This is a genomic window from Clostridium sediminicola, from assembly GCF_050402865.1.
GTDB lineage: Bacteria > Bacillota > Clostridia > Clostridiales > Clostridiaceae > Clostridium_AF > Clostridium_AF sediminicola.
On record NZ_BAABMF010000002.1, the window covers coordinates 125116 to 138295 of the forward strand.

13 protein-coding genes are annotated in these 13180 nt (G+C 30.1%); 2 read left to right on the forward strand and 11 right to left on the reverse strand.

Annotated elements, in window-relative coordinates:
- Nucleotides 1–11: 11 nt before the first annotated feature.
- Complete coding sequence (locus tag ACQ3F0_RS04325) at nucleotides 12–914, forward strand: diacylglycerol/lipid kinase family protein (protein ID WP_428863846.1); 903 nt, start codon at nucleotides 12–14, stop codon at nucleotides 912–914.
- Nucleotides 915–1505: 591 nt separating this feature from the next.
- On the opposite strand, the gene ACQ3F0_RS04330 is transcribed toward ACQ3F0_RS04325, so the two are convergent.
- Both ACQ3F0_RS04330 and tsaD read right to left on the reverse strand, forming a co-directional pair.
- Nucleotides 1506–2132, reverse strand: coding sequence for a TetR/AcrR family transcriptional regulator (locus ACQ3F0_RS04330; RefSeq protein ID WP_428863847.1), 627 nt, complete (start codon nucleotides 2130–2132; stop codon nucleotides 1506–1508).
- A 314-nt stretch (nucleotides 2133–2446) separates the two neighbouring features.
- A complete protein-coding gene (gene tsaD / locus ACQ3F0_RS04335) occupies nucleotides 2447–3466 on the reverse strand; it encodes a tRNA (adenosine(37)-N6)-threonylcarbamoyltransferase complex transferase subunit TsaD (RefSeq protein ID WP_428863848.1) in 1020 nt (339 codons plus the stop codon).
- Nucleotides 3467–3924: 458 nt separating this feature from the next.
- Between tsaD and ACQ3F0_RS04340 the strand changes: the two genes are divergently transcribed.
- Complete coding sequence (locus tag ACQ3F0_RS04340) at nucleotides 3925–4548, forward strand: RusA family crossover junction endodeoxyribonuclease (protein WP_428863849.1); 624 nt, start codon at nucleotides 3925–3927, stop codon at nucleotides 4546–4548.
- Between the two features lie 96 nt (nucleotides 4549–4644).
- Here the strand turns inward: ACQ3F0_RS04340 and ACQ3F0_RS04345 are convergent, their stop codons facing one another.
- The 9 genes from ACQ3F0_RS04345 to pgmB form a co-directional block, all read right to left on the reverse strand.
- The gene (locus ACQ3F0_RS04345; RefSeq protein WP_428863850.1) at nucleotides 4645–5013 is read right to left on the reverse strand and encodes a DUF1667 domain-containing protein; all 369 of its coding nucleotides are present in this window, start codon (nucleotides 5011–5013) and stop codon (nucleotides 4645–4647) included.
- Nucleotides 5014–5018: 5 nt separating this feature from the next.
- Nucleotides 5019–6278 carry an NAD(P)/FAD-dependent oxidoreductase gene (locus ACQ3F0_RS04350; protein WP_428863851.1) on the reverse strand — a complete coding sequence of 420 codons (1260 nt, stop codon included), beginning with the start codon at nucleotides 6276–6278 and terminating at the stop codon, nucleotides 5019–5021.
- Nucleotides 6279–6295: 17 nt separating this feature from the next.
- Nucleotides 6296–7738 carry an NAD(P)/FAD-dependent oxidoreductase gene (locus ACQ3F0_RS04355; RefSeq protein WP_428863852.1) on the reverse strand — a complete coding sequence of 481 codons (1443 nt, stop codon included), beginning with the start codon at nucleotides 7736–7738 and terminating at the stop codon, nucleotides 6296–6298.
- A 167-nt stretch (nucleotides 7739–7905) separates the two neighbouring features.
- Complete coding sequence (locus tag ACQ3F0_RS04360; RefSeq protein ID WP_428863853.1) at nucleotides 7906–8304, reverse strand: zinc ribbon domain-containing protein; 399 nt, start codon at nucleotides 8302–8304, stop codon at nucleotides 7906–7908.
- 29 nt (nucleotides 8305–8333) lie between these two features.
- A complete protein-coding gene (cobT, locus tag ACQ3F0_RS04365; protein ID WP_428863854.1) occupies nucleotides 8334–9419 on the reverse strand; it encodes a nicotinate-nucleotide--dimethylbenzimidazole phosphoribosyltransferase in 1086 nt (361 codons plus the stop codon).
- Nucleotides 9420–9582: 163 nt separating this feature from the next.
- Nucleotides 9583–10428 (reverse strand): alpha/beta hydrolase, encoded by an 846-nt coding sequence (locus tag ACQ3F0_RS04370; RefSeq protein ID WP_428863855.1) that lies wholly within the window; start codon nucleotides 10426–10428, stop codon nucleotides 9583–9585.
- A gap of 117 nt (nucleotides 10429–10545) precedes the next feature.
- Entirely contained in the window at nucleotides 10546–11724 is a 1179-nt protein-coding gene (locus ACQ3F0_RS04375) for an iron-containing alcohol dehydrogenase (protein ID WP_428863856.1), read from the reverse strand.
- Nucleotides 11725–11752: 28 nt separating this feature from the next.
- Nucleotides 11753–12130 carry a PH domain-containing protein gene (locus ACQ3F0_RS04380; RefSeq protein ID WP_428863857.1) on the reverse strand — a complete coding sequence of 126 codons (378 nt, stop codon included), beginning with the start codon at nucleotides 12128–12130 and terminating at the stop codon, nucleotides 11753–11755.
- Between the two features lie 133 nt (nucleotides 12131–12263).
- Nucleotides 12264–12944 carry a beta-phosphoglucomutase gene (gene pgmB / locus ACQ3F0_RS04385; protein WP_428863859.1) on the reverse strand — a complete coding sequence of 227 codons (681 nt, stop codon included), beginning with the start codon at nucleotides 12942–12944 and terminating at the stop codon, nucleotides 12264–12266.
- Between the last annotated feature and the right edge of the window lie 236 nt (nucleotides 12945–13180).

Here is a 13180-nt window from a genome sequence, read left to right on the forward strand (position 1 = left end):
GGGTGCATTATATGAAACATTTATTTATTATTAATCCAAAAGCAGGCAAAGGAAAATCTTTAGACCTTATTCCAAAAATAGAAGAAATATTTGAATCGTTAGAAGAAGAACCAATAATTGAAATAACACAAAAACCTGGACATGCCACTGAAATCGTGCAAAAATACGTTCAGCTGGATAATTATCGTATATATTCTGTTGGAGGAGATGGAACCCTCAACGAAATTTTGAACGGAATAATTAATACCCAAAGTCAATTAGGAATAATACCAGCAGGTTCTGGTAATGATTTTATCAAATCACTAATTATTGATAAAAATATTACTGCTGAAAATATACTTGAAAAAACAATATTTGGTGAAAGTAAAAAAGTAGATGTAGGAATTGTAAACAATAAATATTTTATAAATATTTCATCAATTGGTTTTGATGCAGATGTAGTTAAAAGTTCTATTAAGTTAAAAAAATCTTCATTTATACCAAATAAACTAGCTTATTTATTATCTATTTTCCTTGCAGTTTTCTTTCATAAAAATAGAAATTTAGAAATTATTTTAGATAATAAAAAATTTAATGCAAAAACCACTCTTTTAGCTATATGTAACGGATGTTTCTATGGAGGTGGAATGCATGTAGCACCTTTTGCGAAAATTAGTGATGGTTACTTTGATGTATGTCTAGTTGAAAATATTAGTATTCTTAAGATTTTAATGCTTTTTCCAAAGTTAATTAAAGGTATACATAGTGAAATAAAAGAAGTTACCTTTTTTAATGCAAAAAAAGTAAGTGTTAATTGTGAAGAAGATATTAATATAAACATTGACGGTGAATTAATACAATCACAACATATCGAATTCCAAATACTTCCTTCTGCAATTAATGTGATTTATCCTACTAATGAGCTTACTAGTTAACTTAACTTTTCATTGAAAATTTAAAACTTTAAGCAGAAAAGCCCCCTTATATTTACATGGGGGCTAATTTATATATTTATGCCTTACTATTTGCTGATTGAAATCATCTTTTTAATTGAGGCTTATTTTTCTAATGTAATGAACTAACAGAAATTATTTTTTCACATGCTAGTAGTATTGATGGAAGTATAAATACAATAACTACCATATTAATGGCCCCTCTCCTGCCACATAAGCTTATGAATCATAACTTTTAACTATTTTTATAATTTCATCTATTTGCTTATTTTCCTCATCTCTAGCAGCTTGGTATTCCAAATTAGCTAGAACTAGTTGATACCATCCAATTTTCTTATCTTATCAACCATTTCTTTTACTTTAAATGACTCTACTGTATCCTTCATTACAATAAAATGAGTAGTTGTCATATTATAATCTTCTTTTAACTTATTAGTGGCTACAATTGAAGGTAAATCTTTTGGTAGTGATTCATCTAAAGTATAGTATACTGTTGTAAGAGAACTTTCCGAATCATAGTTTATTGGTATTTCAATAAACCCTTAAAGTTCTTTAAAATCAAATTTTATATTTTTAACCTCCACATTTAACCATTTTATTTATACACTTAAATAGATAAGGTTTCATCTCATCCATTGAATATGGTTCATTTAAAATAATAGAACTATAACAAATTGATCCTGTAAGCTCAATAATCATAAATAAAGTAATCATGGCTTCCTTTTCTTCTATTCCATAACTAGCAAGATAATCAATAAAAGTACTTAGAATATTTTTAACCTCTTCACTATGTTCTGAATCCCCCTCTGATATTACTTTTTTAAAAAATCCCCAGGACAAATTTTTGTAAATAAGCTTCAACGTCTTCTTATCTTTTTTTAAATCTTCAATAATAAAATCTGTATAGACAAGAATCTGCTCTGAGTATTCAACAGTATTTTTTTCTAAATATTCTTCTAGCTTTTCCATAGAATTCTTTAGAATCTTCATACTTTTCCTAACCATCAATCTTTCAATAATGTCATATTTATTTTTAAAGTATAAATAGAAAGTCCCTTTAGCAACACCAGCTTTTTTTACTATATCATCTATTACTGTATCGTTTATCCCTTTTGTTGAAAATAATTGATCCGCTGCTTTAAAAAGATTATCTCTCTTGTTTTTCTTGTTTTCACTAACTTTTCTACCTTTCTTTACCATTTATTAATACCTCTCCTCATAAATATGACTATTGGTCACGTTCTATGTTTATTATTATAAACATTTATGACTAATAGCCAACAATATTATTTGTGAATAAATTCTAATTTATAAACACATTATTCATAAATCATAAAAGACATTTGATATTATCAAATGTCTTTATAATGTAAACATTTATATTTCAACTATTTGTTTATTTTGAGCGAATAGCTTAAACTATAATGTTTTTACTCGTTTTTTCTCTATTTTGCTTTGTTTTTAAACATACTTATGGATAAAAGTTTCCATTCTTGTTCATATTTTTTTAATATTTACAAAAGTTTTAGATTAGGAACAGCATTTAATTCTAAATCTGCTATTTTTCCTTTTATAAATTCATAATATGCAGCACTTCCTATCATAGCTGCATTATCAGTACATAGTATTAATTCTGGAAATAATACATTTATATTGTTCTTTTCTCCTGCTTTCATCATTGCTTCTCTTAACGAAGAATTGGCAGCTACACCTCCTGCAATAGCAATCTTATCTACTTTTTTGATTTTACAAGCTTTTATTGCATTATCTACCAATACATCAATAACTGCCTTTTGAAATGATGCTGCTATGTCAGCATTATTTATTTCTTCATTTTTCATTTTCATTTTATTTAAATAATTTAGAACCGCCGATTTAATTCCACTAAAAGAAAAATCTAAGGAATCTTTATCTGCAAATTTAGCTCTTGGAAACTTTATTGCATCTGCATTTCCTTCTTTAGAAAGCTTATCAATTTTTGGTCCTCCAGGATATCCAAGTCCAATTGCACGTGCTACTTTGTCAAAAGCTTCTCCTGCAGCATCATCTCTAGTTTGACCCATAACTTCATACTGTCCATAGTCATTCATATAAACTATAAATGTATGTCCTCCAGAAACAACAAGACAAATAAATGGAGGTTTCAAATCTTTGTGTTGAATAAAATTTGCGCTAATATGCCCCTCAATATGGTTTACCCCAATTAATGGCTTATTTAAAGAATATGCCAGTCCTTTAGCGTATTGTAAACCTACTAAAAGAGCGCCTACTAATCCCGGACCATAAGTTACTCCTACCGCATCTATATCATCAAAGGTAACTCCAGCCTCTTTTATTGCTTCATCTACAACAGCACTTATTGCCTCAATATGTTTTCGTGATGCAACTTCAGGTACAACTCCACCAAATTTTTTATGAGTATCAATTTGTGATGCTATAACATTTGACAAAACTTCTCTACCATCGACCACAACAGATGCCGCCGTCTCATCACAACTAGATTCAATTGCTAGTATTTTTATTTTCTTATCCATAGTATATCCTTTCAATAGTATTCAATATATTTTTTGTTGCTTATTATTTGATAATTGAAATAAAAAGTGAACTACATTAGTGACAAGTTAATGATGATTAAATAATGTGATTTTGCTGACGCAAAATTAATCTTTTTATATTTTGTTTAATTAAAATCTTTCGTTTACGAAAGGTATCCACAACTTGTCACTTATCACTTGTAACTTGTCACTATAAATTTCGAACTTGTTTCGCAATTTATAAATATTCTAAACTAAATAAATTATACTTTAACTATCTCCATTAATCAACAATATGAAATTCTCTCTCATTGTGCTATAATTTCTTTAGATTTATATGTATAGATAAATCACTTCAACTATAAGTCTATGCAAATCCAAAACTCACTGGTGCCTGAACTTTTGGATTTGCATAGATTAAATTTTCGTATGATTTATCTTTAGAAAGGAAGAATTATATGAACAAAAAATATGCAAAAATTGTAGTTAAAGGTTCTCCCATAACAAAATCAAATTTCAAACTTTCTAATAAGAATGGTAGAAGTATTCTTCCTTATGCCTCAGGTAAATATCATGATAGATATGCACTATATGAAGAAGAAATTGCCTATGAAGCAAGAGTTCAAAATCCAGGAGTCAGTCTAACAGAATCACTGATAGCAGTATTAAAAGTTTTTTATAAAAGTAATAAAAGACATCCTGATACCACAAATATTCCTAAAAGTATATTTGATGGTGTTGAAAAAAGTGGATTAATAATAAACGATGCCCAAGTAAGGAAGTTAATAATCGAAGAATTCTATGACAGAGAAAATCCAAGATTTGAGTTAGAACTTTTTTGCGAAAGTATTTACACTATAAAATATGAACTAATGAAAAGTACTATAGAACAAGAACCTGTGAAATATTCTCCACCACCAAATAAAAAATCCACAGTTTCAACTAAAAGAAAACTCAAAAATGATATTAGTTGTGGAAAACGCTGTGAAATTTGTGGTAAAACAATAACCGATAATCAAATTATCACTGCAAATAATGGACAAACACTTATATGTAGAAATTGCTTAAAAAAACTTTTCTAATAAATAAAAATGACCAAGTCAAACCTGGTCATTTTCTTATTATGGCTTTAGACGATTTAAAATTTCAAATGAAATTATTTGGAGAAATCTTTTAACCTAATTTTTATTTTCTATCGTCCTTGTTGCTACTACATCTACTCCAGTACCTGCTACATCTTCAACTATTACATCTCCAATTTTAACTGGTGCTTCTACCACTATACCTTTTAAAGCCTTTATGCAATCAAATATTTTGCCTTTAGGAATATCATTCTCTGTTTTAACAGGAACACAGTCAATCTCCCCATTTGTTACAAAAACTGATGAACAAACTATTCTTGTAGGATTAGTACATTCTTTTTCCGCATAAGTTACTCCTTTAGGACATGTATTTCCTTTAACTTCAATAACCTTATTTGCCTCTAAACTTACTTCAAGCGGACAACCTAAAGGACATCCAATACAAATCATTTTTCTAATTTCCATTAAATTTACTCCCCTTCCAACTTGATTGTAATTGTTTTGCAATCAGGATATTTATCAAAGAATGCCTTAGGCAATTTAGCTGTTTCCATTTCTCCTGGAGCTAAAACTTTCTTTAATTTATGACTTACTCTTATATCATCAAAATAAACTGAAACATATTTATTTTCATAAGCATTATCAACTCTGAATCTAACATCAATTAGTTTTCCTATATTAGCTGGATTAATTGTTTCAGGTACTGTATACCTAACGCCCTCTGTTGCAACAACCTCAATTTTGTTTCCATCAACAAAGTTTCCTTTTACATAATCTACAGCACTTTTACCTGCTTGGTAACTTTCTAAAGTAACAAAATCAACTAGGTCATGTACATGAAGAACATTACCACATGCAAATACCCCATCTATATTCGTTTGCATTTTTTCATCAACTTCAGGTCCACCAGTAATAGTTGATAATTTAACATCTGCATTTTTTGATAATTCATTTTCTGGAAGTAATCCAACAGATAATAACAATGTATCACATTCAATGTGTTGTTCAGTTCCTTTTATTGGCCTTCTGTTTTCATCTACCTTTGCAATAACAACACCTTCAACCCTATCTTTACCTTCTATCTTTGTAATAGTATGTGAAAGCATTAATGGAATATCAAAATCATCTAAGCATTGAACTATATTTCTTTTTAAACCTCCTGAGAATGGAAGAAGTTCAACAACTGCTTTTACTTCAGCACCCTCAAAAGTCATTCTTCTCGCCATTATTAACCCGATATCACCAGATCCTAATATTACAACTTTTTTACCCGGCATATATCCTTCAATATTTACAAATTTTTGAGCTGTTCCTGCTGAATATATTCCTGCACATCTACTACCAGGTATGTTGATAGCACCTCTTGGTCTTTCTCTACATCCCATTGCCAATACTACTGCTTTAGCTTTTATCTCGATTATTCCTTCATCTTCATTAACTGCTGTAATCATTTTATCTTTATTAAGATCTAATACCATGGTATTTAACTTATAATCTATTCTTAATTCTTGAGTTTTTCTAATAAATCTCTCTGCATATTCTGGTCCAGTTAACTCTTCCTTAAAAGTATGAAGTCCAAAACCATTGTGTATGCATTGATTTAATATACCACCTAATTGACCATCTCTTTCTATAATTAAAACCGAATCAATTCCTTCTTCTTTAGCTTTGATAGCTGCCGCTAGCCCTGCTGGGCCACCACCAATTACAACAATATCGTACTGAATCATCAATAACCCTCCTTATATTACTCTACATCATTTTTATTTTTTCCTACTAAAAAATTAGAGCCTTTTCCAAACTTAGTTACTTCAGTAGGAGGAACATTTAATTCTCTTGATAATATTTCAACAATTTTATTTGAACAGAAACCTGCTTGACATCTTCCCATACCAGCTCTTGTTCTTCTCTTAACTCCATCAATTGTTGTAGCACCCAAAGGGCCTCTAATAGCTCTTAAAATTTCACCTTCAGTAACAGTTTCACATCTACAGACAATTTTACCATAAGATGAGTCTTTTGCTATAATTTCTTTTCTTTCTTCATTAGTCATTTCTCTGAACTTTGGAATACCTTCTCTTATAGGATTAAAAGTTTTATCGATTTCAGGATGGAATTTTTCAACTATTATATCTCCAACCATCTTTGCAATTGCAGGTGCTGCTGTTAAACCTGGCGATTCTATTCCAATAGCATTTATAAAGTTCTTAGCATCTTCTGATTCTCCTATAATAAAATCTCCTTTTTCAGAATGAGCTCTAAGCCCTGCAAATTGTGTTATTATAGATCTCATTGGAATTGAATTTATGCTAAATTTAGCTTTTTCTAAAACACTATTAAGACCACCTGAAGTAGTATCAAAATCTTCTTTATCTTCTATATCAAGTGCAGTAGGTCCTAATAATAAATTTCCATCTACAGTTGGTGTTACAAGCACACCTTTTCCTAGTTTAGTTGGAAGTTGGAATAAAGTTCTAGAAACCATATCTCCTACTTCCTTGTCAAATAAAACATATTCACCTTTTCTTGCAATAATATTGCACTTATTCTTACTAACCATGTTATTAAAAATATCTCCGTAAACTCCTGCTGCATTTACTATTAACTTTGTTTTTATATCGCCTTTATTTGTTTTCATTAAGTATTCTTCTTGAACTTTTATTATATCATTAACTTCAGTTTCAAATCTAAACTCTATTCCATTTGTATATGCATTTTCTGCAAGAGCAATAGTCATTTCATAAGGGCAAGTTATACCGCCTGTAGGAAGTGTTAAAACTGCTACTACACTCTCTGACAAATTAGGTTCTAAATTTAATGCTTCCTCTCGCTTCAATATTTCCATAGTATCAGGTAATCCATTTATCAAACCTCTTTGTCTCAATTCTTCTAGTTTACTAATATCCTCTTCATCAAAACATAAAACTAAAGATCCGCATCTTTTAAACGGAAAGTCTAATTCTTCTGAAAGCTTGTCATACATTTCATTTCCTAAAACATTTAATTTTGCTTTTAGTGTTCCTGGAATAGGATCTTCTCCTGCATGAACAATAGCACTATTTGCTTTAGTTGTTCCACTTGCAACATCAATCTCTTTTTCAAGTACACAAATTTTTAATTGATACCTAGATAATTCTCTTGCAATAGCACATCCTGTAACACCCGCACCTATAATTGTAATATCAAACATATTCTTCCTCCTTTATAAAATAAAAAAAGAGCCTTAATTTAGGAAACATTTTTTGAAAAATATTTCCTAAATTAAGGCTCTCATATCTCTGCCTCAGTCATATTAACTTTATAACTTAATGATAGCACAAGAAAATGGATATTGCAATAAAAATTTATGCATATTCTCTATGATAGATTTTTATATCCACAATGAGGACAAAATGTATATGATAAATCTATCTCTCTGCCGCATCCTCTACATTTTATATTATTGACTCTTCTTGTATAATTGTCATTTTCACTATAAACTTCAATCATATCATCATTCTTAATAACTAAGGATTCACCTTTTTCTAGATCTTTCCCTATTTCACTATTTAATTCAAATATAGTCTTACAACATCTTGATTTTAAATAGTATTTATTTCCCCAAGTGAATACAGGTATAAAAAATAAATGAAAATAGTTGTAGCTTTTACTCAATTTATAAACTGACATACTATTGCATCTTTTACATATAATATTCTGTATATCTTTTATTTCTTTTTCTTTTGTCCCTGCTCCAAATACACCGAATATAAACAATTAATTTTCCTCCTAGTAAACTTATCTACTCACTGTTCAAGATCATTTTCCCTAATATCCACATAATCATCTCTATTAAGTGATGCATCTTCAAAAGTTCCCATATTATTCATTATAGTTAGTGCTGCTTCTACTATATTGAAGGCAAGCGGACAACCTGATCCTTCCCCTAACCTCATATTCAAATTTAAATATGGTTCCAAATTTAACTCATCCATAATATATTTTGCCCCAGGCTCCTGTGATAAATGTGAAGGTATCATAAATCCTCTTGAACTCTTGCATAATCTATAGGCACATAATGCAGCAATAGATGCAATAAATCCATCTATAACAATGGGAATTCTATTTTTTGCAGCACCTAAATAACATCCGCAAAGTCCTGCAATATCTAATCCTCCTACTTTGCCCATTACATCAAGTACATCATTACTATCAGGATTATTTATTTCAATAGCTTTTTTAATTACTCTTTTTTTATGTTCGTATTGCTCTTCTGTAAGACCCGAACCTTTTCCTACTGTAATTTCGGTATCTAAACCTGATAATACAGTTAAAATTGCTGCTGAAGTTGTAGTATTTCCAACTCCCATTTCGCCTGTTCCAAGTAGATCAACTCCCTCTAAGGCAAGCTCATCTACAATATCTATGCCAATCTCTATAGCTTGTACAACTTCTTGTCTCGTCATAGCTGGTTCTTTTGCCATGTTTTTTGTTCCATATACTATTTTTTTGTTTAATATCTTTTCATTATTAAACTCTGCATTAACACCAATATCAACTACAGTCATCTCAGAATTTACATGTTTAGCTAGTACATATACTCCTGTAATATCCTTGGTAAAATTGTTAGTAACAATTTCAGTTATATTTTGTGGGTTAGAACTATATCCTTCTTCTATAACACCATTATCTGCACACATAATAACGATATTTTTCTTATGTATCTTACTATGAACTTCACCGGTAATTCCCGCGATTTGAGCCGCTAATTCTTCTAATCGTCCTAGACTTCCAATAGGTTTTGTTAAATTATCTAGCCTATGCCAAGCTTTTTTCATTATATCTTCATAAAGTGGTTTAATTTCTGAAATTGTTTTTTCTAATTTTTCCATTATATTATCCCCTTCTATAAATAATTCATAATATTTATTTCATAGTATTATTATTCCTTATCTATAGTCTATCATTTAAAGAAATATGTTCAACCTATATGTAAAAGTCAAAAAAATATTTATAAATATTTATAATTTAATACAAATAAAAACTCTATGATAATCAAAGAGTTTTTATTTTCTTTGTTTTAAACGCTAAGTTACCTAACCATTGAACACATAACTCTATCCAAGTAGCAACATGTGGCATTGATGGCATGTTTTCATTACCTGTTTCCTCTGTGGCAAGAGATAAACCATGTGGTCCTTCAGGGTAAACATGTAATTCAAATGGAATATTATTTTTGCGTAAAGCTGTTGCAAACAACAACGTATTCTCAACAGGTACAGCTGAATCTTCAAAAGTATGCCATAAAAATGTCGGTGGTACATTTGCATTTACCTGGAATTCTAAAGACAAATGCTGTCGTAGTTCTTCTCTTCCTTCTTCTCCTATCAAATTTTTAAAAGAACCTTTATGAGCAAATTCTCCAGACGTTATTACAGGATAACTCAATATCAATGCATTAGGTTTATTCATACCTTTATTAATTAATAGTGTATTAAACAAATAATCTTTTTCAAAATGAACTGCTAAACTTGCAGCAACATGACCTCCTGCAGAAAAACCACAAACCGCAATCCTATCTCCATCAATTTTCCACTCTTCAGAATTTTCTCTTATAATACACATCGCTCTTGATACATCTAAAAGAGGTTGTGGGTGTTTTCTAGGGGATACACTATAATTCAAAACAAATGTATGGTATCCTGCAGCATTAAATTTCATAGCGATTGGTTCCGCCTCCCGCTCAGAAGTAAATTCATAACCGCCGCCTGGGCATACCAAAATTGCAGGTCTTTTCTTTTCTCCACTTAAAATATAAGTATCCATAGTTGGCTTAAAACCATCAGTTCCTTCACTTTGATAATTTCCTGTTCCCCATATATCTATAGTTTTATTAATCATATTAATTCCCCACCTTTCAAAAACTATCAATACACAATGATTATAAATTGCGAAGAAAAGAACTTCGTCTTTTATTTCTATTACAACCTAACCTCTAAAGTTCTCTCAATATACCCCTTATTTATAAGCTTCTTCAAGAATTCCCTTAATCTCATCAACAGATAATTTATATCTATCAACTTTAAAAAGCCCTCCCATTGTATCTAATGAATTTTTTGCAATATCTCCAATTTCTTTTCTTTCTATTCCATAATCGGACATTTTGAGATTATTCACATTACATTTTTTCATTAAATGACAAAGCGCGCTAACAAATATTTTTGATTTATCAGTTTCTTCTGACATTCCTACATCTTCTCCCATAGCTCTTGCCATATCTATAAATCTCTCTGGCACTTTATCACTAAAGAAATTATAATAAGCTTCCGATAGCATTATTAATCCTGCTCCATGAGGTAGCTCAGGATGATATGCACTAAGAGCATGCTCCATAGCATGTTCAGAAGTACAACTTGAAGTTGACTCTACTAAACCCGAAAGAGTATTTGCCAAAGCAACATTTGTTCTAGCTTCTATATTATCTGGTTCATTAACAGCAACAGGAAGATATTTTGCAATAAGTTCTATGCTTTTCAATGCATACATATCACTCATAGGATTAGCAATTTTTGCAATATAACCTTCTACAGCATGGAATAAAGCATCAAATCCCTGAAAAGCAGTTAAATGTGGTGGTACAGTAAGCATAAGTTCAGGATCAACTATAGAAATAAGAGGAAATGTTTCTGAAGTTCCAAATCCAATTTTCTCATTTGTATCCTCTTTAGTAATAACAGTCCATGGATCTGCTTCAGTTCCAGTTCCTGCTGTAGTAGTAATTGCAACAATTGGCAGGACACCATTTTTGAGCGGTCTTCCACCACCAGACCCTCCATAAATGTAATCCCAATAATCTCCTGGATTTTTAGCCATTATAGCGATACTTTTAGCAGAATCAATACTACTTCCCCCACCTAGGCCAATGACAAAATCACAATTTTCATCTTTAGCTAGTTTAGCACCTTCCATTACGTGAGATTTAATAGGATTAGGAAGTATCTTATCGTAAACAATACTTTCAACGTTATTTTCTTTTAGTAAAGAGATAACCCTATCTAAATATCCATTCTTCCGCATTGATGTTCCGTTTGAAATAACAATAAGCGCTTTTTCACCTGGTAATTTAATTTTAGCTAACTTATTCAATTTACCCTGTCCAAACATAATTTTTGTCGGTATAAAATAATCAAATTTCATATAAAAGCCTCCAATTCTAAGTTAATATTTATTTGAAAATGTAATCTGCTAATGTCTTTTGAATGTCATAGATACTTTTGTCATTTTTAAATTGCTTATCCACTGGCATGCTCGTTCCTGATATCCATATTTTTAGTTCTGAATCTAAATCAAAGTGGCCAGCTGATTCTACGCTAAAGTGAGTAATGCTTTTGTATGGAATAGAATGATATTCTGTCTTTTTCCCTGTCATTCCCTGTTTATCCACAAGAATTAATCTTTTATTTGTAAACACAAACAAATCTCTTACCAATTTATATGCTTTTTCTACTCTTTCGATATCTGCAAGTATCGGCTGAAATTCATTTTCTATTTTTTCAATATCAATTTCACTTGCATTACCCATTAGTCCGCTTAGTATTCCCATTATAATAGCCTCCTTTTTTATTTCCTTTTTTTAGTTTATAATATTATTCTTATAATCTCAATGTAAATTTTTTTAAATTATTAATAAAAAAAATTCAGAAAGAGAATTTTCTCTTCCTGAATAAAATCATAACTTACTTATTAGTTAAGTATTTAGAATTATACATATTTTTTATATTCTCTAAACTTAATTCATTTGTATTAGATACCATCATATCAGCTTTTCTCATTGATACTTTTTCTCCAACTCCTACCGAGAACATCTTTGCAGAATTTATTGCATCTATCCCTGCTTCCGCATCTTCAACCCCAATACAATACTTTGGTTCAATTCCTAACCCGTTAGCAGCCATTAAAAAAATATCCGGTGCTGGTTTACTATTATTGCATATAGCAGCATCTGCAATAAAATCAAAATAATCTCCAACTTGAAGCCCCTTAATAACCGTCAAAGCATTCTTACTAGCTGATGCTAATCCAATTTTTATATTTCTTCTTTTTAGTTCTTTCAATAAGTCTTCTATGCCTGGAAGTAAGTCATTTTTAGTTATTTTCTGTATTAATTCCTTATAAAAATCGTTTTTATCTGTTGCTAACTGAATTTTTTCATCATAAGAAAATTCATTCTGCATATCTCCTCTTTCCAAAATCTTTTCTAATGAATCCATTCTGCTTATACCTTTTAAATTTTCATTAAATTCTCTGTCAAATGATATATTTAGAGTATCAGAGGTTTTCTTCCAAGCAAGGTAATGGTACTCCGCAGTATCTGTTATTACTCCATCTAAGTCAAATATAAAAGCTTTTATGCACATTATAATCTCCCCTTTTTTTAAAATTATTAAATTTGCGCAAACGTTTGTACAGTGCCATAAAATTTTCCCTTGCTCTTATTATATAATCATAATCTTACTTTTTTCAATATATTTTTAATATTAGATGTAATTATTCTATATTTTAATAATTCCACCTTTATTTTTCGTTCACCATAGATGGACAATTATTTTGTCTCTTTCTTAAACTTGTTAAAATAATATTTTAAAGTTTTCAA

Excerpts from the sequence above, each read along its gene's own strand:
- ACQ3F0_RS04345 (WP_428863850.1), bottom strand. The coding sequence starts at position 5,013 with ATGGAAATTAGAAAAATGATTTGTATTGGATGTCCTTTAGGTTGTCCG.
- ACQ3F0_RS04380 (WP_428863857.1), bottom strand. The coding sequence starts at position 12,130 with ATGGGAATACTAAGCGGACTAATGGGTAATGCAAGTGAAATTGATATT.
- ACQ3F0_RS04340 (WP_428863849.1), top strand. The coding sequence starts at position 3,925 with ATGAACAAAAAATATGCAAAAATTGTAGTTAAAGGTTCTCCCATAACA.
- pgmB (WP_428863859.1), bottom strand. The coding sequence starts at position 12,944 with ATGTGCATAAAAGCTTTTATATTTGACTTAGATGGAGTAATAACAGAT.
- ACQ3F0_RS04375 (WP_428863856.1), bottom strand. The coding sequence starts at position 11,724 with ATGAAATTTGATTATTTTATACCGACAAAAATTATGTTTGGACAGGGT.
- cobT (WP_428863854.1), bottom strand. The coding sequence starts at position 9,419 with ATGGAAAAATTAGAAAAAACAATTTCAGAAATTAAACCACTTTATGAA.
- ACQ3F0_RS04325 (WP_428863846.1), top strand. The coding sequence starts at position 12 with ATGAAACATTTATTTATTATTAATCCAAAAGCAGGCAAAGGAAAATCT.
- tsaD (WP_428863848.1), bottom strand. The coding sequence starts at position 3,466 with ATGGATAAGAAAATAAAAATACTAGCAATTGAATCTAGTTGTGATGAG.
- ACQ3F0_RS04355 (WP_428863852.1), bottom strand. The coding sequence starts at position 7,738 with ATGTTTGATATTACAATTATAGGTGCGGGTGTTACAGGATGTGCTATT.
- ACQ3F0_RS04330 (WP_428863847.1), bottom strand. The coding sequence starts at position 2,132 with ATGGTAAAGAAAGGTAGAAAAGTTAGTGAAAACAAGAAAAACAAGAGA.
- ACQ3F0_RS04350 (WP_428863851.1), bottom strand. The coding sequence starts at position 6,278 with ATGATTCAGTACGATATTGTTGTAATTGGTGGTGGCCCAGCAGGGCTA.
- ACQ3F0_RS04370 (WP_428863855.1), bottom strand. The coding sequence starts at position 10,428 with ATGATTAATAAAACTATAGATATATGGGGAACAGGAAATTATCAAAGT.